Origin of the sequence: Allomuricauda ruestringensis DSM 13258 (assembly GCF_000224085.1) — a bacterium.
GTDB classification, from domain to species: domain Bacteria; phylum Bacteroidota; class Bacteroidia; order Flavobacteriales; family Flavobacteriaceae; genus Flagellimonas; species Flagellimonas ruestringensis.
Window position 1 is genome coordinate 1321110 of record NC_015945.1, and the last position, 20926, is coordinate 1342035.

18 protein-coding genes and 1 tRNA gene are annotated in these 20926 nt (G+C 41.2%); 13 read left to right on the forward strand and 6 right to left on the reverse strand.

The window, feature by feature from the left end; genetic code table 11:
* Positions 1-111 precede the first annotated feature (111 nt).
* From MURRU_RS05980 to MURRU_RS05995, 4 genes are all read left to right on the forward strand, one after another.
* The gene (locus MURRU_RS05980) at positions 112-3234 is read left to right on the forward strand and encodes a UvrD-helicase domain-containing protein (RefSeq protein ID WP_014032538.1); all 3123 of its coding nucleotides are present in this window, start codon (positions 112-114) and stop codon (positions 3232-3234) included.
* Between the two features lie 14 nt (positions 3235-3248).
* Positions 3249-4442, forward strand: a complete 1194-nt coding sequence (kbl, locus tag MURRU_RS05985; protein ID WP_014032539.1) for a glycine C-acetyltransferase — start codon at positions 3249-3251, stop codon at positions 4440-4442.
* Positions 4443-4565: 123 nt separating this feature from the next.
* The gene (locus tag MURRU_RS05990) at positions 4566-5924 is read left to right on the forward strand and encodes an OmpA family protein (RefSeq protein WP_014032540.1); all 1359 of its coding nucleotides are present in this window, start codon (positions 4566-4568) and stop codon (positions 5922-5924) included.
* Between the two features lie 62 nt (positions 5925-5986).
* A complete protein-coding gene (locus tag MURRU_RS05995; protein WP_014032541.1) occupies positions 5987-8719 on the forward strand; it encodes a PD-(D/E)XK nuclease family protein in 2733 nt (910 codons plus the stop codon).
* Here MURRU_RS05995 and MURRU_RS06000 read toward each other — a convergent pair whose 3' ends face one another.
* On the reverse strand, positions 8720-9430 hold the full coding sequence (locus MURRU_RS06000; RefSeq protein ID WP_014032542.1) for an SDR family oxidoreductase: 711 nt from the start codon (positions 9428-9430) through the stop codon (positions 8720-8722).
* A 183-nt stretch (positions 9431-9613) separates the two neighbouring features.
* On the opposite strand from MURRU_RS06000, the gene MURRU_RS06005 reads away from it, so the two are divergent.
* From MURRU_RS06005 to MURRU_RS06015, 3 genes are all read left to right on the forward strand, one after another.
* The gene (locus MURRU_RS06005; protein ID WP_245545067.1) at positions 9614-10525 is read left to right on the forward strand and encodes a TolB-like translocation protein; all 912 of its coding nucleotides are present in this window, start codon (positions 9614-9616) and stop codon (positions 10523-10525) included.
* 213 nt (positions 10526-10738) lie between these two features.
* Positions 10739-11122 (forward strand): VOC family protein, encoded by a 384-nt coding sequence (locus MURRU_RS06010; protein WP_014032545.1) that lies wholly within the window; start codon positions 10739-10741, stop codon positions 11120-11122.
* A gap of 329 nt (positions 11123-11451) precedes the next feature.
* On the forward strand, positions 11452-12072 hold the full coding sequence (locus tag MURRU_RS06015; RefSeq protein WP_313777682.1) for an RluA family pseudouridine synthase: 621 nt from the start codon (positions 11452-11454) through the stop codon (positions 12070-12072).
* A gap of 37 nt (positions 12073-12109) precedes the next feature.
* Here the strand turns inward: MURRU_RS06015 and MURRU_RS06020 are convergent.
* Together MURRU_RS06020 and MURRU_RS06025 are read right to left on the reverse strand one after the other, a co-directional pair.
* A tRNA-Ala gene (locus MURRU_RS06020) sits at positions 12110-12183 on the reverse strand.
* A gap of 57 nt (positions 12184-12240) precedes the next feature.
* Complete coding sequence (locus MURRU_RS06025; RefSeq protein WP_014032547.1) at positions 12241-13038, reverse strand: universal stress protein; 798 nt, start codon at positions 13036-13038, stop codon at positions 12241-12243.
* A 53-nt stretch (positions 13039-13091) separates the two neighbouring features.
* Between MURRU_RS06025 and MURRU_RS06030 the strand changes: the two genes are divergently transcribed.
* The 6 genes from MURRU_RS06030 to MURRU_RS06055 all read left to right on the forward strand — a co-directional run bounded on the left by MURRU_RS06030 (position 13092) and on the right by MURRU_RS06055 (position 17358).
* A complete protein-coding gene (locus MURRU_RS06030) occupies positions 13092-13592 on the forward strand; it encodes a GNAT family N-acetyltransferase (RefSeq protein ID WP_014032548.1) in 501 nt (166 codons plus the stop codon).
* Positions 13593-13604: 12 nt separating this feature from the next.
* The gene (locus MURRU_RS06035) at positions 13605-14939 is read left to right on the forward strand and encodes an MATE family efflux transporter (protein WP_014032549.1); all 1335 of its coding nucleotides are present in this window, start codon (positions 13605-13607) and stop codon (positions 14937-14939) included.
* Positions 14940-14981: 42 nt separating this feature from the next.
* Positions 14982-15749, forward strand: coding sequence for an enoyl-CoA hydratase/isomerase family protein (locus MURRU_RS06040; protein ID WP_014032550.1), 768 nt, complete (start codon positions 14982-14984; stop codon positions 15747-15749).
* Between the two features lie 308 nt (positions 15750-16057).
* Complete coding sequence (locus tag MURRU_RS06045) at positions 16058-16321, forward strand: hypothetical protein (RefSeq protein WP_014032553.1); 264 nt, start codon at positions 16058-16060, stop codon at positions 16319-16321.
* Positions 16318-16584: a type II toxin-antitoxin system RelE family toxin gene (locus tag MURRU_RS06050; RefSeq protein ID WP_014032554.1), complete on the forward strand. Its 267-nt coding sequence runs from the start codon at positions 16318-16320 to the stop codon at positions 16582-16584. The genes MURRU_RS06045 and MURRU_RS06050 overlap by 4 nt, the downstream gene beginning before the upstream one ends.
* A gap of 6 nt (positions 16585-16590) precedes the next feature.
* On the forward strand, positions 16591-17358 hold the full coding sequence (locus MURRU_RS06055; protein WP_014032555.1) for a UDP-2,3-diacylglucosamine diphosphatase: 768 nt from the start codon (positions 16591-16593) through the stop codon (positions 17356-17358).
* On the opposite strand, the gene MURRU_RS06060 is transcribed toward MURRU_RS06055, so the two are convergent.
* The 3 genes from MURRU_RS06060 to MURRU_RS06070 all read right to left on the reverse strand — a co-directional run bounded on the left by MURRU_RS06060 (position 17355) and on the right by MURRU_RS06070 (position 20667).
* Positions 17355-18614: an MFS transporter gene (locus MURRU_RS06060; protein WP_014032556.1), complete on the reverse strand. Its 1260-nt coding sequence runs from the start codon at positions 18612-18614 to the stop codon at positions 17355-17357. The two genes, MURRU_RS06055 and MURRU_RS06060, sit on opposite strands and share 4 nt — an antisense overlap.
* A 6-nt stretch (positions 18615-18620) precedes the next feature.
* Positions 18621-20309: a single-stranded-DNA-specific exonuclease RecJ gene (gene recJ / locus MURRU_RS06065; protein ID WP_014032557.1), complete on the reverse strand. Its 1689-nt coding sequence runs from the start codon at positions 20307-20309 to the stop codon at positions 18621-18623.
* A 67-nt stretch (positions 20310-20376) separates the two neighbouring features.
* On the reverse strand, positions 20377-20667 hold the full coding sequence (locus MURRU_RS06070) for a GIY-YIG nuclease family protein (RefSeq protein WP_014032558.1): 291 nt from the start codon (positions 20665-20667) through the stop codon (positions 20377-20379).
* Positions 20668-20926 lie beyond the last annotated feature (259 nt).

Consider the following 20926-nt stretch of genomic DNA (forward strand, 5'->3'; position numbering starts at 1 on the left):
TTTTTTAGGTTATTACTTTATTCACGTAAAAATACAAGTTTTAACATTTATATTCCGCTAAAAGCGTGTTAACATGAGGTAAGGAATCCTTATTTTGCAGGAAAAACATCCTTGGAGGGGTCTAATTTTAAAATATATAGTGCTTCGGCAGGTTCGGGCAAGACCTATGCCCTTGCCAAAGCATACCTTACTTTATTGCTCTCCAACGATGCTGCCGTAAAATTTCGTCAGATTTTGGCCATTACGTTTACCAACAAAGCGGTGGACGAAATGAAAACTAGAATTTTGGGCAATCTTTATGCTTTTGGACAGAATAGTGTTCCCGAAAAACAAAAGGTTCTTTTCCAATCACTTTGTGATGAACTTAATTTAACCGAGGAACAATTGCGGCAACGATCAAAACTTATCCTAAAGCGGATTCTCCACAATTACTCCTTTTTTGAGATTTCAACCATAGATAAGTTCAACCATAAAATCATAAAAACATTTGCCCGCGATTTGCACCTGTCCCAAAATTTTGAGATAGAGCTCAATACGGATTTATTGTTGGAGGAAGCTGTGGGAAGATTGTTGGAACGTGCTGGCAACGATGAAAAACTTACCGAGGTCCTGATTGCTTTTTCCTTGGAAAAAATTGATGATGACAAAAGTTGGAACATTACTTATGATCTTGTTGAAATCGGGAAACTCCTTTTTCAAGAAAACCACGCCGAGCATATAAATCCGCTACGTGAAAAATCGATCGGGGATTTCCAGGATATCCAAAAACGAATCGCTTCGGAAAGCAATGCAATTGAGGAAAAGGTAAAGCAACTAGCTCAAATTGTGCTTCAGGAAATGGAGCATCAAGGATTTGATTTTGCAGATTTCCCCAGACAAACCTTGCCCAATCATTTTAAAAAAATGATTGACGGAGAACTCGACCCAAAAAAATTATACGCTGCCAAAACTTTGGAGCCCAATCTGGTGGAAGGGAAATTACTCAAGGCCAGTGACAAAAGAGATGTATCCAATTTAGCCGTCACTATTTTGGAAAACTACCTCACTATAAAGCAACTAATTTATCGGCATAGTTACTTGCAAAACATTTATGGCAACATCGTACCGATGACGGTCTTGAACGAAATCGCCAAGGAAATCAAAAATATTGAACTGGACAGGGACATCATTCCCATTTCTTCCCTAAACGCAATCCTATCCAAAGAAATCAAAAATCAGCCTGTACCCTTTATTTATGAACGGATGGGCGAAAAATACCGTCATTATTTTATAGATGAGTTCCAGGACACCTCAAAAATGCAGTGGGAAAATCTGGTACCTCTTATTGGCAACGCTTTGGAAAGTGAGAATGAAAAAAACGAACGCGGTTCTCTTTTTTTAGTTGGCGATGTAAAACAAGCCATTTATCGTTGGCGTGGCGGTAGAGCGGAGCAGTTCCTCAACCTAATCAATGGAAAGTCACACCCATTTGTGGTGGAACCCAGTATTCATTCACTCGACACTAACTGGAGGAGTTATGATGAAATCGTGAGCTTCAACAACAGTTTTTTCACCGAAGTTGCCCCAGTACTCAGCAATGCGGATTACCAAAACCTCTTTTTGAAGGATTCCCATCAAAAGACAAACAACAAACCGGGAGGATACATCCAAATGTCCTTTTTGGATAAAGATCTGGAGGATAAGGACGAGGTGTATTGCTCGGAAACGCTTAAACACATCCAGCATATCATTTCGGAAAACCATGCCTATGCCGATATCTGCGTTTTGGTGCGGGACAATAAAAAAGGAATGTTGCTGGCAGATTTCTTGGCGCAGCACAACATTCCCATTATTTCTTCGGATGCGTTGTTGTTGAGCAAAAACGAAAAGGTCATCTTTTTGATTTCCATCCTTCGGATTTTTGAAAATGCAAAAGACCGAGAGGCGGCATACCATATATTAATGTACCTGTCCCCCTATGAGAATGGCAAGCACGATTTCATCAGCAAAAATCTAGAGAATATTAAGGCCTTCTTGGCCAGCACATATCACTTTAATATTGATGAATTAAAAGGTGAACCTATGCTCACCATTTTGGAAACAGCTATTGTCCAGTTTGAACTTTATGAGGGTTCCGTTGCGCATATTTCATTTTTGATGGACGAAGTGCTCGATTTGGAAAAAAGAGAAAGCCCCAGCGTGTATGCCTTCCTTAATTATTGGGAGGTGAAAAGGGAATCCCTCTCCATTGCAGCTCCCGATGGTGTGGATGCCGTAAAAATTATGACCATCCACAAGGCCAAAGGGCTTGAATTCCCATTTGTGATTTTTCCGTTTGCCAATGCGATTCTGGACGATAAACGTAAGAAAAAGAAAGCTTGGGTGCCAGCCACTAGTGCTGATGAAACTTTAGGGTTGGATGAATTCCTCATAAACAACAATAAAGATATGTTGGAGTACAATGAGGTGGCCCAGCAAAAATACCTGGACGAAGAGCAAAAAACCTTGTTGGATTCCATGAACGTGCTTTATGTAGCGCTCACCCGTCCCGTAAAAGGGCTGTTTGTGATTACAGAAGTAGGCAAAGAAGTTACTTCTGCTGAGTCTGCTTCTTCATACGCAGACCTTTTTCAATTATTTGTTCAACAAAAGAACATTCCTGAAAACCAGAACGGGGTTTATACCATCGGAACTTTTCCATCAAAAGAAATAGCAACTTCATCTTCGGAATCCAACGAAAACTATATCTCTTACATAACCCGCCCCAAAGAAGATGCAGGCTTTATCATTTCAACCAAATCGGGCCGTTTGTGGGACGACGAGCGTATGGAGGCCATTGAAATGGGGAACTTGATTCACTTTGCATTGAGCCAAATTGAAACAGTTGGAGATGTTGAGCCGGTTTTGGAGCGATTGGAAATTGAGGGCCATTTTCCCAAAGAGGCGGCAACTGACATCAAACAAAAAATTATGGCTGTTGTAAACCACCCGAAGCTGAAAGATTTGTTCTTGGAAAACCTTCACATATTGAACGAGCAAGAAATCTTGACCACGGATGGACAGTCCCTCCGACCAGACAGAATTATAATTGATGGGAACCAAGCGACCATCATAGATTATAAGACAGGTAATCCATCTCCCAAGCACAAAGAACAAATCGCAAACTATGCCGATATTTTAAAAGCAATGGGTTTTAAAATCAAACAATCCATCATTGTTTATATAGACCAAAAAATAGACCCTATTTTTGTATAAAGCTAATTAAAGATATGTACGGAAAAATAAAAGAACACTTGACCAAAGAACTGGAAGCAATTGAAGAAGCTGGCCTATTTAAAAAAGAACGAATCATCACCTCTCCGCAAGGAGCTGTGATAAAAATTTCCACAGGGGAAGAAGTCATTAATTTTTGTGCCAACAATTATTTGGGGCTTTCCTCCCATCCGGATGTGATCCAAGCCGCAAAAGACACCATGGACACCCACGGCTTTGGAATGTCTTCGGTTCGATTTATTTGCGGAACGCAGGATATCCATAAAGAGTTGGAACAGAAAATAGCAGATTTCTACGGCACCGAGGATACCATATTATATGCCGCTGCTTTTGATGCCAACGGTGGCGTATTTGAACCACTGCTCACAGCGGAGGATGCCATTATCTCAGATTCATTGAACCACGCATCCATTATTGACGGTGTTCGTTTGTGCAAAGCAAAGCGATATCGCTACACGAACAACGATATGGCGGACTTGGAGGAAAAACTCAAACAAAGCATTGCCGATGGTGCACGCTTTAAGGTTATCGTAACCGACGGAGTGTTTTCCATGGACGGACTTTTGGCTCCGCTGGACAAAATCTGTGATTTAGCAGATAAATATGATGCCATGGTTATGATAGATGAATGCCATGCCACTGGTTTTATTGGCGAAACAGGCCGCGGTACCTTGGAAGAAAAAGGTGTTATGGGCCGTATTGACATTATCACAGGCACACTCGGTAAAGCTCTGGGTGGTGCCATGGGTGGTTATACCACCGGAAAAAAGGAAATTATTGAAATGCTTCGTCAGCGTTCCAGACCTTATTTGTTCTCCAATTCCTTGGCACCCGCTATAGTTGGGGCATCCATTAAGGTATTTGAGATGTTGGACAAGGATACTTCTTTAAGGGATAAGCTGCAAAGCAATACAGAATACTTTAAAAAAGGAATGAAAGAGGCCGGCTTTGATATTATTGATGGTGACTCCGCCATTGTGCCCGTAATGCTCTACGATGCCAAATTATCACAAAATATGGCCGATATGCTCTTGGAAGAAGGAATTTACGTGATTGGTTTCTTTTATCCCGTAGTTCCTAAAGGTAAAGCACGAATTCGTGTGCAGCTCTCCGCAGCCCACGAAAAAGAGCACTTGGACCATGCAATTAATGCATTTATAAAGGTAGGAAAATCGTTAAATGTCATCTAAATTCGTCGAAATGCAACAAATCTTCTGGCAAATGAGTCAAAAAAAAAGAAATTTAGATTTTGTTAATAAGTCTTAACAACTTACATTTGCTGCTGATAAACACTTAAACTTAAAATTTTGAGCATGAAACATCTTAGCAAATTATTGGTTGTTGCTCTTGTATTTGTAGGGATCAACAGTATACAAGCGCAAGACGAAAATAATCCCTGGCAGGTTAGCATAGGGGTAAATGCAATAGACGCTTATCCTACTAACGATAGTGACAATCCTTTTTCCAGTACTACTTTATTTGATGAGTACTTTAATGTATCCGATCACTGGAACATTTTACCATCTGTTTCTTACGTGTCCGTTTCCAAGTATATTGGAGATGGTTTCTCTGTAGGAGCAAGAGGTTCTTTGAATAGAATCGAAAAATTAGGAGACTTCGAAGTTGACGACTTGTCTCACTATGCTATAGATGGTACCATTAAGTACAACTTTCTTAAAAACACTACCATTGATCCTTTCGTAGAAGTGGGTGGTGGTTACACTTGGATTGATGAAATAGGAGCTGGAACCGTTAATGGTGGCGTAGGTGTTAACCTTTGGTTTTCTGATAACCTAGGTTTTACCCTTCAAACTCAGTACAAGCACGCTTTTGAAGATTACTTGGTTAAGCATTTCCAACACATGGCTGGTATCAGCATCAAGTTTGGTGGTACTGACACTGACGGTGATGGAATTTACGACAAAGACGATGCTTGTCCAGAAGTAGCTGGTTTGGAAGCATTCAACGGTTGTCCTGATGCTGACGGTGACGGTATCGAAGATGCTAAAGATGCTTGTCCTAACGAAGCAGGTTCTAAAGAAATGAACGGTTGTCCTGATGCTGACGGTGACGGTGTTGCCGATAAAGACGACGCTTGTCCTAGCACTCCTGGTCTTCCTGCACTAGCTGGTTGTCCTGATGCTGACGGTGACGGTGTTGCCGACAAAGACGACGAATGTCCTAACGAGGCAGGTCCTGCCGAAAATGACGGATGCCCTTGGCCAGATTCTGACGGTGATGGTGTTCTTGACAAAGACGATCAATGTCCAGAAGTTGCCGGTACTGTTGCTAACAACGGTTGCCCAGAAGTAACTGAAGAAGTTCAGAAGCAATTGAACGATTACGCTAGAACTATCTTGTTCGATACTGGTAAGTCTTCTATCAAAGCAGAATCTACTTCTGTAATGGTTGACATCATCCAAATCTTGAACGAGTATCCTACCGCTAAATTTACAGTAGAAGGACACACTGATAGTGTAGGTAGTGAAAGCTTGAACCAAAAACTTTCTGAAGAAAGAGCTAACTCTGTTAGAGATTTCTTGATCGACAAAGGAATCGATTCAAGCAGATTATCTGCTATCGGTTACGGTGAAGCTAAGCCAATTGCTACCAACAACACAAGAGCTGGTAGAACACAAAACAGACGAGTTGAAATCAACTTGGTAAAATAATAAGAAACAAAGTTTTCTTGAAAAAGGCCCCGCAAATGCGGGGCCTTTTTTATTTTTAGTCCATGCATGATACTTTCCTAGAATATGTGCTGGACGACCTCCACAACAAACAACTGGATATGACCCAGTGTACCTATGTACTTCCAAGTAAAAGATCGGGTACATTTTTAAAAAAACACATTTCCAACAGACTGAAAAAAAGCATATTCAGTCCACAAGTAGTATCCATTCAGGAGTTCATCGGTAACCTATCCGATTTAAACCAAACATCAAATATTGATTTACTGTTGCTTCTTTTTGAGGTTTACAAAGAATCCCAAATAGATGAATCTGACGATTTTGCTTCTTTTATTAATTGGGGACAAACCCTTTTACAAGATTTCAACGAAATTGATGGGTATCTAATTCCCGCTGAAGACATTCTGAATTATCTCTCTGCCATCAAGGAAATCAACCATTGGTCCGCGAGTAAGGAAAAAACAGAACTTGTTGAAAATTACCTCCAGCTATGGAAGAACCTGCAAACCATCTACCACAATTTCTATGATGCCCTGCTCAAACAAAAAAGAGGCTATCAAGGATTGATCCAGCGTGAAGCGGTCAAAGCCATTCAAAGCGGGAATCATGAGGAAACCAATACCAACCCAATCATATTTGTCGGTTTCAATGCCCTCAATGCAGCAGAGTCTACCATCATTCAGCATTATTTGGAACAAGGCAACACCTATATATATTGGGATATCGACTCATATTTTTTGAACGACCCCATACACGACGCAGGCTTGTTTGTGCGGGATTATCAATACAATTGGCCTTACTACAAACATCAGCACAAAATAGAACCGCAGCACAACTTTCTCGAAAAAAAGAACATCACCATCACTGGAGTGCCCAAAAGCATATCTCAAACCAAATATGTGGGCCAATTATTACAGACAATGGGCCAGAACGAAGAAATTGACCTCACCAAAACCGCATTGGTTCTCGCTGATGAAACCCTGCTCAACCCTATGCTCAACGCTGTTCCAAAATCCATTTCGGAGGTGAACATCACAATGGGGATGCCATTAAATAAAACGGTGTTGTATTCCTTTTTTGTAAATTATTTGGAATTGCACCTCAACGTTTCTGAACGAGGATGGTTCTTTAAACGTGTGCAGGAATTTATCTCCAATCCCTACACTTTGGCACTATCTTCCGAAGATCTTGGGAATTTTGCACAGCGGATGTCCAAAGACATTAAAGAAGGAAATCTGCTGTATATCAATGCTGACGTACTTTCTAAATATCCCAAAGCAAAAGATTTACTGTCCGTCATCTTTCCGTCGGGGAAAATCTCTCCCATGGAATGGATAAACAACTGTTTGCTTCTCATCAAGCGATTAAAAACTATCTATCAAGACGAGAAAAACGCCTTGGAACTTGAATATCTGTATCGTTTCTATGCGCTTTTCAATCAACTGGGTCAATATTTGAGCAAGGTGGATTTTATGGGCGAACTCAAATCCATAAAAAATCTCTTCAAACAATTGGCCAATATGGAAACCTTGGACTTTATCGGCCAGCCATTGAGCGGGTTTCAAATTATGGGAATGTTGGAGAGCCGGAACCTTGATTTTGAAACAGTGATCATAACTTCAGTGAACGAGGGCATTTTACCATCAGGAAAATCGAACAATTCATTTATTCCTTTTGATGTAAAACGGGATTACGGCCTGCCCACCTACAAAGAAAAGGATGCCATCTATGTGTATCACTTTTATCGTTTGATTCAACGGGCAAAAAACATTTACATTACCTACAACACCGAACCCGATGTTTTGGAGGGCGGTGAAAAAAGTCGATTAATCACACAATTGCTGACCGATGAAAATCTAAGATCAAACATTACCCATACTATTGCTTCGCCCAAAATTTCTATTGAGTCAAAACCGCTCATACAAATTGAAAAGGGTTACCAGTTTATGGAAGACCTAAAGGCATTCGCCCAAAAAGGTTTTTCGCCCACTTCGCTTACCAATTACATTAGAAACCCTATTGATTTTTACACTCGAAATATTCTAAGAATCAATGATTTGGAAGAGGTAGAAGAGAATATTGCGGCCAACACTTTTGGTACCATTATTCACGATAGTTTGGAGCAACTTTATACGCCACTCATCAATGAAGCATTGACGGAAGAAAATTTAAAATCCTTAAAAAAACAGGTTGCCGGTGTGGTTCAGCATCATTTTGAAAAAAATCTTTCTGGCGTTGATGTATCCAAAGGCAAATTCCTGTTGGTGTACAATGTCATCATAAAATACCTTCACAACTTTTTGGATGACGAACTCAAGCAGCTACAACGGCACCAAATCAAAATTTTATCGCTGGAAGAACGCTACGAAGAATTCATTACCGTCCCTGGTGTAGCGTTTCCCATCAAATTAAAAGGAACCTTAGACCGTGTGGATGAGTTCGATGGAACCACTAGGATCATTGATTACAAAACGGGCAGGGTAGCCCCAAAAAACGTAAAAATAACGGATTGGGAAGCCCTTATTACCGATTATGATAAGAGCAAGGCGTTCCAATTGCTCTGTTATGCCTACCTATATTCCAAAAAACACGGTATAAGTGACTTACAGGCGGGAATCATCTCCTTTAAAAATTTGAGCCAAGGATTATTCCCGTTTTCAGAGGACAAGAACAACCTGATAAATGCCGATACGCTGGCCACCTTTGAAAATTACCTGTACCAATTGATTGGGGAAATTTGCGATGCCGCAGTTCCCCTCATGGAAAAAATCGACTGATTATTTTAAATCGGGCCGTGTAGGGCGTACCTCAATTTTACTTGGCAAGGTTCGTGGGTGCATGGTAAGCAAATCGATGACCAATTTACCAATGTCCTCGGGCTGAATTTTCCAAGCATCTTTTTCCGATGGTTCGTTGTCGTTAAAGTGGCTGGCCACGGAACCGGGCATAATGGTGGTAACCTTGATGTTGTATTGTCTTAAATCCAACATAGCTGCTTGTGTAAAACCAACTACACCAAACTTGGTGGCGTTGTAGCCAGCCGCAGTCGGGAAAAAGTTAGTCCCCGCCAAACTGGCCAAGGTCATGTAATAGCCTTCGGATTTTTTCAATGCTTCCACGGATGCTTTTAGTGTATGGTACACCCCGTTCAGGTTGGTGTCAATCATTTGATGCCATTTTTCGTCCTTCATTTCATCGATCGGGGCAAAATGCCCTACACCTGCATTGGCCATCACTACATCCAATTGTCCCCATTTATCGAGAATGGCGGCAACGGCCTTTTTCTCATCTTCCAATTTAGCCACATCGGACACCAGTCCCAACACTTTATCTGGATTGTTCAAGCTTTTTACGGCAGCGTCGGTACTCTCTTGGCTTCTACCGCTAACGGCCACCTTCATACCCTGTTCCAACAAGCATTCGGCAATACCGTATCCGATACCTTTGGTTCCTCCTGTAATGTATGCTACTTTTCCTTCTAATTTCATGTTGATTTTGTTTTGAAGTAAAGTTCAAAAAAGGACAGGCCAATTACAAAAAATCCATCCTAAAAGGATGGTAAAGTTTGACGAGCAAACCACAAAAGACTAATTAGCCAGTCTCGACATAAAAATGGTATTTTTATGATTGTTGGAATGACTTATAAATGTATTATGTTAAAAATAAGGTTGATGGTCGTGTTGATTTTGGTATTAAACCGGATATCGGCACAAAATGAAAATGAGGTAGTACAGTTTAGCGGCGCACTGAACCAATTTCTGAATGTCCGCGATTTTTGCATTTCAAAAGACGGTAGCGAGGCATTTTTTACCATTCAGAGCCCATTACAGGACATCTCCCAAATTGCTTATATTACAAGAAAGGATAACGAATGGACGAAACCTGAATTATTGCCGTTCTCTGATTCATATATGGATTTGGAGCCCTTTTTATCCATTGACGGAAAACGATTGTTTTTTGTTTCAGACAGACCTTTGGATGATTCCAGTAACCAGAAAAAAGACTTCGATATTTGGTATGTGGAACGGTCCGGTCCGAAAGGGGAATGGTCAAATCCTAAAAACATAGGGGAGCCCATTAATTCCGATCTCAACGAGTTTTATCCATCGATCAGTGAAAACAACAATCTATACTTCACCTTGGAATCGCCAAATGGTTTGGGAAAGGATGATATTTATTTCTCCCGTTGGGACCACGGCACCTACTCCGCCCCGATATTGTTGGATGAAAGCATAAACAGTTCCGGCTATGAATTCAATGCCTTTATCTCTAAGAATGAGGATTTTATCCTGTTTTCCAAGTATAACGAAAAAGATGGTCTAGGAAGTGGTGATCTCTATATTTCCAAAAAGGATGACAACGGAAAATGGGAAAAAGCAAAGAACATTGGAGCACCCATCAATACAAAATATATGGAGTATTGCCCGTTCTATGATGAGGCTAACCAAACACTCTATTTCACCAGCCGACGGAACAATTTATCCCCCAAGAAATTTGATTCTGTGTCGGACTTCCAAGAATACATCTATGAAAGCAATAATGGCTTGAGCAAAATATATATGACCACATTGAAAATAAAATGAGAAAACCGACAATACTGTTCTTGCTCCTCACTGGCGTATCTGTTTGGGGGCAAACCAGCGAGGCAACGAGGAATCTCATAATTTTTTGCCATAGGACTCCTTTACGGATATAGCTCTGTTAAGATGTTATATATGACAAAATACCCGCAACTCTTTCTAGAAAGTATATTAACTTCATGGTTTTTAACCGTTTTTACCAGATAATAGAATAGTATGAATACAAAGTTTGAAGCAGGAATTAATATTGCAATAAAGGTTCCCAAAAGTAAATATGAGAAAACCGTTGCTTTTTATAGGGACATTCTAAAGCTGGAAGTCGAAGAAAAACCCATTGCTAATCCAACCGTTTCGAAAACACACAAAGTAAAGTTCGGAAACAATATAATATGGTTGGACTGCGTGGACAACTATACGCATTCAGAAACTTGGTTACAGCTTACGGTTCCTGATGTAGAAGCAGCGACAGATCACTTGAGATTAAACGGAGTGGAAACATGTGACGAACTTGAAGAGCTTCCTAAAAATATGCATTGGATTCAAGACCCGGCAGGAACAGTATTCAATCTGCAAAAAAGAGAAATCAAACAATCTGAATAAAAAACGAACCCCCAACGGCAATATCGGCAAACCGAAGTTGAAGTACATATAATTGACCGTCTCCAAAAGCCTCACAATACATCAATCCCAACGAAACCCATATCGCCCCCAACCTTGACAAACCTCAACGATTACAAGAATATGGCGTAGGTATTTTTGAGGCCGTAGCTACAAAATCAGCGCTTAAAAAAACTCTAAAGAAAAAGTATATTTCTGTAGATGGCACCATCGCCACGACCGCAACCCTAATTACAGGAGGAGAACACATTACCCTATACATTCCAGAGGAAGCAAAGCCTAAAAAGCAGTTTAATTTTCCACTCAACGTATTGTTTGAAGATGACTATTTAGCTGCTATCCACAAACCCGCAGGCATTGAAGTAAGTGGCAACAAATTCAAGACCATTGCCAATGCTTTGTCTCAAAATCTTAAGGCCAGCACGCTTCCCGATGCTACAACACCGCAACCCGTCCACCGATTGGATTATGCCACTACAGGCATTGTTTTGATAGGAAAAACAAGTAACTGTATCCGTGCCTTAAACAAAATGTTCGAGGACAAACTCATATCCAAAACCTATTACGCGGTTGCCATTGGCGATATGGCGCCAAGTGGAACCATCTCTTCGGAAATAGACGGGAAAGCGTCCCGATCAGATTTTGAAGTGATACAATCCGTTCCCTCAGAACGTTTCGCCAAACTGAATTTGGTGAAATTACACCCTAAAACAGGTAGAAGGCACCAATTGCGGAAACATTTGTACAGTTTGGGGAATCCCATCCTCGGAGATAAAGAATATAACCTAGAAGGCTTAATTTTAAAAGGGAGGGGTTTGTACCTCCACGCCCACTCTTTGGAGTTTGAGCATCCGTTTACCCAACAAAACATCTATATTAAAGATGAAATTCCAGAGAAGTTTGGGAAGCTATTCAATTACGAACCCAAATAAAAAAGCACCCCGCTTGTGAAGTGCTTTTCGTTTTTAGTGGAGAATACCGGATTCGAACCGGTGACCTCTTGCCTGCCAGGCAAGCGCTCTAGCCAACTGAGCTAATCCCCCAAAGAGAGCGCAAAGGAAATACTTTTTTCCGAAAGTATCAAAAATTGCGCTGCTTCCTTAATCTTTTTTAACGCTGAGTACCAGTACAGGTATCTTTACAAAGAACTCCGACTTAGGTATAGTGTTCTTTTCCCATAGTTTTTTAAAGAATCCACGCTTTCTTCTGAACACACATAACATGTCGGGGTGCTCCTTCTGGAAATACTCAGTTACCCCCAAATACGTGGTTCCATTTTCGGTAATCGTCAATTGGGTACTAAGATCCATCAAAGCTGTGTTTACTTTAAGATCATCCTCGGTATAGCCCGGCCTTTTCACCAACAATAAACTTACTTCCGACCTAAACTTGTTTTTCATCATAATCAATGGAGTCAGAATACTGCTTCTTTTTAAAATCCCTGATCCAAAAGCCGTTAAAATCTTTTTGGCAGGTTTAAATGTGGTCCCTTTAGGAACAATCAGTGTAGGGATCTCCGTCTGTTTAATAATCCTACCCGATGTATTTCCCAAATAAAGTTCCTCTTGGATATCGTTACTTCTCGGCGCAATAATGATCAAGTCGATGCCCAGTTCTTTGTTGATACTCTTTAAGCCATCTATAATATCACCATTGTAAGTGGCCATTTTTATATCAACCCCCTTGTTGTTGACCCTATCTATAACCTCTTTTAAATGTTCCTTGCTGCTCTTGGCTACCTTTTCTTCTACATTGGCCAAGCTTCCAACGGCGGTTGGTACATTAAATACATCCATCACAAAGATCTTCGCTCCAAAATTCGAGGCAAAGTCTACAGCGTATTGCAATGTTTGAGAAGAATCTGGGGAAGTTCCAATAGGTACAAGTATGTTGTTCATGGTTTGGTGATTACGATTAAACCTTAAATTTACAATTAAATTGAAACGAATCAATGATAAGACGCGCAAAGATATCCGAAACCCCCGATATCTTGACCATAACCCGGGCCTGTGCCCAAAAAATGCAGGAGAACGGTATTTTTCAATGGAACGAGCACTATCCCTCCAAAGAGGCATTCATCAAAGACATTGAGCGTGATGAACTTTTCGTAATAGAAGAAAACAACATCGTACAGGGCACTATCGTCATATCAACCCTTATGGATGATGAGTACAGACCCATCCAATGGTTAACCCCAAACGGAAACAGCACCTATATCCACCGCCTTTCCGTTCATCCAGACCTTCAAGGGAAAGGGCTAGCGCAACAAATGATGGATTTTGCAGAAAATTATTCCAAAGAAAAAAAGTTTGTATCCGTTAGGTTGGACACCTTTTCGCAGAACAAAAGAAACCAAGGTTTTTACGAACAACGGGGCTACCGAAAACTGGGAGACATCTTCTTTCCCAAACAAAGCGAGCATCCTTTTCATTGTTATGAATTAGTGCTGTAACTTGCGGCCGATTTGAGCACACAGGTAAATTTTAAGAGCATCAACCAACTGGCAATTCCCGCGACCATTTCGGGCATTGCGGAACCCATCCTTTCCATTACGGATACGGCCATTGTGGGCAATATTCCCGTGGACGGACTGGAATCTTTGGCGGCAGCAGGCATCGTAGGTTCCTTTTTGTCCATGCTCATTTGGGTGCTCGGACAGACACGAAGCTCTATTTCCGCCATAATTTCACAATATTTGGGTGCTGGAAGATTGCAAGAAGTTAAAAACCTACCAGCACAGGCGATTTTCTTCAATATTTTACTCAGTATCGTAGTGCTTTTGTCCACCGTATTTGTTATTGAAGAAATTTTTGCCCTGTTCAATGCATCGGGAAAGATTTTGGAATACTGTGTTTCCTACTATTCCATTCGGGTTTGGGGATTTCCGCTCACCCTTTTCACATTTGCCGTTTTTGGCATTTTTCGTGGATTGCAAAACACCTTCTACCCTATGGTGATTGCCATGCTAGGGGCCGGGCTCAATATTTTATTGGACTTTGCTTTGGTTTATGGGATTGATGGTTTGATTCCCGCACTTTATTTGGAAGGTGCCGCATGGGCCAGTTTAATCTCCCAGGCCATCATGGCTATCATCGCCCTTGTGCTTCTGCTGAAAAAGACCGAAATCAGTATGAAACTGGTTTTTCCCCTCAACAAAGAAATGAAGCGTGTGGTATTTATGAGCTTAAATCTATTTGTAAGAACCCTTGCCCTTAACGCTGCATTAATGCTTGCGGTTCGCGAGGCCACAACCTTGGGAGATCAGTTTATTGGTGCCCACACCATAGCCATTAACCTATGGCTGTTCTCCGCTTTTTTTATTGATGGCTATGCCGCAGCAGGTAATAGCATGGGCGGGAAATTACTTGGTGCCGAAGATTATAACGGACTTTGGAAACTGGCCAAAAAAATAATGAAATATGGCATGGTGGTAAGCCTTGGACTAATGGCGTCCGGTTTTATTTTCTACAAGCCCATAGGCAGAATTTTTTCCAATGAAGAAATTGTACTGAACACCTTCTACAGCATATTTTACATTGTTATCATAGGTCTTCCCATGAACACTTTGGCCTTTGTTTTTGATGGACTGTTCAAAGGCATGGGCGAAATGAAATATTTGAGAAATGTATTGCTCGCAGCCACCTTCTTTGGATTTATTCCATGCCTGTATTTGGGCATCTATTTGGGATGGGGCATTTATGCCATTTGGATCGCATTTGTAGTTTGGATGATGATTCGCGGGTTCTCCCTAGTGTGGAAATTTAGGAGAAAGTTCCAGCCCTTGGTACAAAACCCTTAATTTAGTATTCCACTAGAACCATGAACTCATAACTCAAATTAAATGTCCACCGATAGAGCCAACGGAAGTTTATACACCAAAATTGAGAACAAGGTAGCGACCGTAGAATTTGGTCACCCTGCCAGTAATTCGTTTGTTTCAGAACTGTTGGCCCGACTTGCCAAGGAATTTGACAAGCTTGGTGAAAACAACGAAGTTTCTATCATCGTTTTAAAATCCGAAGGAGAAAGAGCCTTTTGTGCCGGTGCTTCTTTTGATGAACTGGTAGCCGTTTCCAACTTGGAAGAGGGAAAACAGTTTTTCAGCGGCTTCGCCAATGTAATCAATGCCATGCGCAAGTGTCCCAAGCCGGTTATCGGCCGGGTGCAGGGCAAAACGGTTGGAGGTGGAGTAGGATTGGCCTCAGCCTGCGATTATGTGCATGCAACGGTCGAAGCGGCCATTAAACTATCCGAGATTTCCATAGGAATTGGTCCGTTTGTAATCGCTCCAGCCGTGGAACGCAAAATGGGAAAAGCTGCTTTGGCAGAGCTCACCTTATATCCCACGGAGTGGAAAAATGCGTATTGGGCCAAAGAACAAGGCTTATATGCCAAAGTGTACGATTCCATTTCCGAAATGGACAAGGAACTTGACATTCACCTGCAAAAATTGGCCACCTACAATCCCGATGCACTTGCCGAAATGAAAAAAGTACTTTGGGAAGGAACCGAGCATTGGGACGACCTATTGTTGGAGCGCGCCGAAGCATCTGGAAGATTAGCACTGTCTCCAAATACTAAAAAAGCATTGGAAAAGTTTAAAAAGTAGTTGAATGTTCTCAATCAATCTTAATAATATTCGTCACCTTGTCCCGATAGTTATCGGGATTGTTTCAGGGTCACATCAAAAAAGGTTTGGTTGTGAGATGCTGAATCAAGTTCAGCATGACGATTTTGAACAAGTACAGAATTAAAAAATTACACAATGAAAGATTTGGTTTTCCCCATATTGGCCCTGTTTGTTGTAGTGGTGTATGTGATCAACAGAATACGTAGCAACAGACGTTACAAAAAATAGTTTATATATAAAATATATATTTTATATATTTGTTGGTGAGCTTTGAAAAATGAAGTTTTATGGAAGATCATGTAAAAAAGCTTATCGAAGTGGATAAGTCACTTGTGATAAAATTAAAAGTGCTTTCCGCTTTTGAAAACTTGAGCGTCAAGGCCTTGATGGAAAAGGCCGTGGTTGAATATGTTAAGAACAAAGAGCTGGAGCGTTTCGAAAAGCTTTCAGAAGAGGAAAAAGAAGATCTTGGGCTTTTACTTTTGATGCAACAAGCAGATACCAAAGAATTTGCAAACGAGGATGATATTTTTAAAATCCTTGATGAATGAATATCAAGTATCATAAATCACTTGAAAAAGATTTAAGAAAGATTAATGATAAAAAGGTAAAACAAAAGTTAAAGCTTATCATTCTCGAAATGAAAGAGGCCAAGGTTTTGGATGAACTTAAATCCGTCAAAAAATTAGCAGGGCACCCGAATGCTTTCAGAATGCGAATAGGTTCTTACCGCCTGGGTTTTTATTACGGGAACAATACCGTAATATTGTCTCGTTTTGTAAAACGCAATGATATCTACAAACTTTTTCCTTAGATCAATTTGAAAAATATCTCACTTCCTAAAGGCAAAAAAGTCTATTTCGCCAGCGACAACCACCTTGGGGCACCCACCCGAAAGGACAGTTTGCCCCGTGAGAAAAAATTCGTGGCTTGGCTGGATTCCATAAAGGATGATGCCGCCGCCATTTTTTTAATGGGCGATCTTTTCGATTTTTGGTTCGAGTACAAAACCGTAGTTCCCAAAGGGTTTACACGAACCCTGGGCAAATTGGCCGAACTATCGGATATGGGCATCCACATCAACTACTTTGTGGGCAACCATGATCTTTGGATGAACGGTTATTTTGAAGAAGAACTCAACATCCCAGTTTATCATAAACCGCAACAGTTCCTCATCAACGATACTTCTTTTTTTATCGGCCATGGTGATGGATTGGGTCCGTACGACAAAGGTTTTAAACGCATGAAAAAAGTGTTTACCAACCCCGTTGCCCAATGGTTTTTTAAATGGTTACACCCTGATTTGGGGGTACGCTTGGGACAGCATCTTTCGGTGAACAACAAGATGATTTCCGGTGAAGCCGATGCCAAATTCTTGGGTAAGGATAAGGAATGGCTCATTTTATACGCCAAGCGCAAGCTGGAGGAGGAGCATTATGACCATTTCATTTTTGGTCACCGCCATCTGCCGATGGAAATTGAACTCAACGAAAAATCCACCTATACCAATCTCGGGGACTGGATTTCCTATTTTACCTATGCTGTTTTTGATGGGGAAAAATTGACCTTGGAAAAACTCGAAGGTTAATCTTCCTTTTCGTGCGCATCAATATCTTTCTGTAGGTCCAACTTCCTAAAGGTAGGTGAAACAATAGCTGTTGTTCCCGCCGTTAAGAGTGTCATACATCCTCCAAACACTACCGCAGTGACCGTACCCAATAGTTTAGCAGCCACTCCGCTTTCAAAAGCACCTAATTCGTTGGACGAGCCAACAAACATGGAATTAACCGAAGCTACCCTGCCCCGCATATTGTCAGGAGTTTTTAACTGTAATATCGTCTGACGTATGATCATGGAGACACCATCCACAGCCCCGCTCAAGAACAAGGCTATCACCGACAACCAAAATAGTTCGGACAATCCAAACACGATGATACAGACCCCAAAGGCGAAAACCGCCATTAGCAATTTTTTACCTGCATTCTTGTGCAAGGGAAACCGTGTAGATCCCAACATCGTAATGGAAGCTCCCACAGCGGGGGCGGCCCTCAAAATCCCGAAGCCTTCGGAGCCCACATGCAAAATATCCTGCGCATAAATGGGCAAAAGCGCGACGGCACCTCCAAAAAGCACCGCTATCATATCCAAAGTAAGCGCTCCAAAAATGGCTTTGTTTCCAAAAACAAATTTGAGTCCATCCCGTAAACTTTGAAAAACGGGCTCTCCGATTTTGGGGTTCAAAATAGGTTTTCTAGGAATTTGAAAAAGGAAAATCAAAGCAAATAAAGAAAAACCGAAAATAACGCACATGCTCCAATGCACTCCAATCCAGCTAATGGAAAATCCTGCCAAGGCCGGGCCCAAAACCGAAGCCAATTGCCAAGTAGAGCTGCTCCAAGTAGCTGCATTGGGGTATATTTTCTTGGGGACGATCAAGGCAATCAGGGAAAATATGGTAGGTCCCAAAAAAGACCGTACAAACCCGCCCAAAAACACCAAAGCATAAATGGAATACAGGATTGTTTTGGATTCCCAAGCATCTTCAAGTCCGGGCCAGCTCAATAAAAAGAGTCCCAGACTAATCACTGAAAATCCCGCAATACAGGTAATTAAAAGGTTTCGCTTTTCTTTTTGATCCACAATGTGTCCGGCAAAGAGTGCCATGCTCACCGCTGGGATTACCTCCATCAACCCAATAATTCCCAAGGACAATGGGTCTTTGGTCAAAGAATACACCTGCCATTCTATGACAATAAATTGCATGGACCACGCAAATACCATGGCAAAGCGTACCAATAAAAAAATGTTGAATTCCTTATAGCGGAGGGCAGCGTAGGGATCCATAAATAGCTAGCGAATATCTCTTAGTTTAATTTGAAGGCTCACCGTTCCGTTCCATTCATTTTCATCCAACGAAAATACGGCATCAAAAGATTGTACGCCCTTAACTTTGTCTATTTTATTGCCCAAATTAAATCCAATGCCACCAAATGGATTGGAACCGGACTGATACACACTGCATTTTAAATGTTTTCCCCCTTCACCTACACCGCGGGCATACCCTGTGTCCTTTAATCCTTCTGCCATAAAAATGGGCGTCATGTTTCCGGGGCCAAAAGGAGCAAATTGTTTTAAGATGCGCATCAATTTTGGCGTAATTTGATGCATTCCGATTTTGGCATCCACAGAAATTTCAGGTTGCAGTAGTTGTGGGTCGATGGTTTCCGATACTACCTTTTCAAACTGTGTTTTAAACGCTTCGTACTGTTCTTCCAAGAGTGTCAAACCTGCTGCGTACATGTGTCCTCCAAATTGTTCCAGACAATCGGAACAGCCTTCCAAGGCGTTGTAAATATCAAATCCTTTTACGGAACGGGCCGAAGCCGCCAATTTATCCCCACTTTTGGTAAAGACCAGTGTGGGTCTGTAATAGGTTTCGGTAAGCCTCGAAGCCACAATGCCTATCACCCCTTTATGCCAATTTTCGTTGTAGACCACAGAGGTAAACCTTTCCTCTTCCTGGTTTTCTTGTATTTGCACCAAGGCTTCTTGTGTAATCTCTTGATCTAAACTTCGTCGCTCGGTATTGAACAATTCAATTTCGGAGGCAAACTGCTTTGCTTGGGCAAAGTCTAATTCGGTTAGCAGGTTTACCGCATGCTGACCGTGCTTCATACGCCCAGCGGCATTAATGCGCGGCGCAATGATGAAGACCACATCGGTTATGGTGAGTTCCCTTTTTTTGGTCTGATCGATCAGCGCTTTTATGCCTGTTCTTGGGTTTTCGTTAATCACGAGCAATCCATAATAGGCGAGCACACGATTTTCTCCTGTAATGGGAACAATGTCGGCTGCGATTGCGGTCGCCACCAAATCCAGATAAAGTAAAAGATCATCAATAGTTTTGCCTTGTTTAGATCCCAAAGCCTGAATCAATTTAAAACCGACCCCGCAACCGCAAAGTTCTTTATACGGGTATTCACAATCTTTTTGCTTAGGGTCTAAAATGGCCACTGCGTCCGGTAAAATTTCCCCTGGCCTGTGATGGTCGCACACAATAACATCTATTCCTTTCTCCTTGGCATATTTTATCTGATCAATCGCTTTAATCCCACAATCTAAGGCAATAATAAGACTGATGTCATTATCTCCCGCAAAGTCAATTCCCTGAAAGGATATTCCATACCCTTCCAAATAACGGTCGGGAATGTACGTGGCCACATTCGGGTATGTTTCCATCAGAAAGGAGCTCATCAAGGCTACCGAAGTTGTTCCATCCACATCATAATCTCCATAAACCAATATGTTTTCCTTATTGGCCATGGCTTGCTGAATCCGTTCCACGGCCTTGTCCATACCCTTCATCAAAAAAGGGTCGTGCAAATGGGACAGCTCTGGCCGAAAGAATGCTTTGGCTCCTTCATAATCAGTGATGCCTCTTTGAAGCAATAGCTGTGCAATTAGACCTTCTACTTTCAATGCATTGGAAAGATGGTCTATGGCCTCTTGTGCAGGTTTTGGTTTTATGGTCCAGCGCATAATAATAGATTTTGAAGACCGTCAGTTCGAGTGTTTCGAAAATTTTTCGAAATGTATCGAGAACGGCTTATTGAAACTTCTTTTTGGCAAGATTGGGCAATACATCATATTCACCGTTTATGAGGGCTTCTTTTTTGGCTTTTGACCATTTCTTTATCTGTTTTTCTTTTTGGATTGCCAAAGCAATATTGGTGAACTTTACATAGAAAACCAATTCTACAGGCCTTCTTGAAAAAGTATAACTGTCTTTGTGCTTACCGTTGGTGTGCCCAAGCATTCGCTTTTCAAGATTGGAGGTAATGCCCGTATAATATGTTCCGTCTGAACATTTTAAGACGTAAACATAAGACAATTTCATTTATTGAGTTACTTCTCGATACAATTCTGATTGCATCAGAATCACTCGAAGTGACGAATTACTTATGGTGAAAACAAACTTGAAGTCCAATTTAGAAGATTTTTTGAACATTCCCCCTAAATCAAATTTTTTGTGGGTCATAAATCATGTTGATTTGATTTTGAGGTTGACCTAATTGTTAAATATAATCGATTTACTCGAATTTAAACTTGGTGCCCGTACTTAAAATTGAACTTGTGCTTGAGCTTGTATTGAAATC

Bases quoted from the DNA above. Each gene is read 5' to 3' on its own strand.
- MURRU_RS06010 (WP_014032545.1), top strand. From the start codon at position 10,739: ATGAATACAAAGTTTGAAGCAGGAATTAATATTGCAATAAAGGTTCCC.
- MURRU_RS06045 (WP_014032553.1), top strand. From the start codon at position 16,058: ATGGAAGATCATGTAAAAAAGCTTATCGAAGTGGATAAGTCACTTGTG.
- MURRU_RS06060 (WP_014032556.1), bottom strand. From the start codon at position 18,614: ATGGATCCCTACGCTGCCCTCCGCTATAAGGAATTCAACATTTTTTTA.
- MURRU_RS06030 (WP_014032548.1), top strand. From the start codon at position 13,092: ATGATAAGACGCGCAAAGATATCCGAAACCCCCGATATCTTGACCATA.
- MURRU_RS05990 (WP_014032540.1), top strand. From the start codon at position 4,566: ATGAAACATCTTAGCAAATTATTGGTTGTTGCTCTTGTATTTGTAGGG.
- recJ (WP_014032557.1), bottom strand. From the start codon at position 20,309: ATGCGCTGGACCATAAAACCAAAACCTGCACAAGAGGCCATAGACCAT.
- MURRU_RS06025 (WP_014032547.1), bottom strand. From the start codon at position 13,038: ATGAACAACATACTTGTACCTATTGGAACTTCCCCAGATTCTTCTCAA.
- MURRU_RS06050 (WP_014032554.1), top strand. From the start codon at position 16,318: ATGAATATCAAGTATCATAAATCACTTGAAAAAGATTTAAGAAAGATT.
- kbl (WP_014032539.1), top strand. From the start codon at position 3,249: ATGTACGGAAAAATAAAAGAACACTTGACCAAAGAACTGGAAGCAATT.
- MURRU_RS06070 (WP_014032558.1), bottom strand. From the start codon at position 20,667: ATGAAATTGTCTTATGTTTACGTCTTAAAATGTTCAGACGGAACATAT.
- MURRU_RS06005 (WP_245545067.1), top strand. From the start codon at position 9,614: ATGGTCGTGTTGATTTTGGTATTAAACCGGATATCGGCACAAAATGAA.
- MURRU_RS06000 (WP_014032542.1), bottom strand. From the start codon at position 9,430: ATGAAATTAGAAGGAAAAGTAGCATACATTACAGGAGGAACCAAAGGT.
- MURRU_RS06040 (WP_014032550.1), top strand. From the start codon at position 14,982: ATGTCCACCGATAGAGCCAACGGAAGTTTATACACCAAAATTGAGAAC.
- MURRU_RS05995 (WP_014032541.1), top strand. From the start codon at position 5,987: ATGCATGATACTTTCCTAGAATATGTGCTGGACGACCTCCACAACAAA.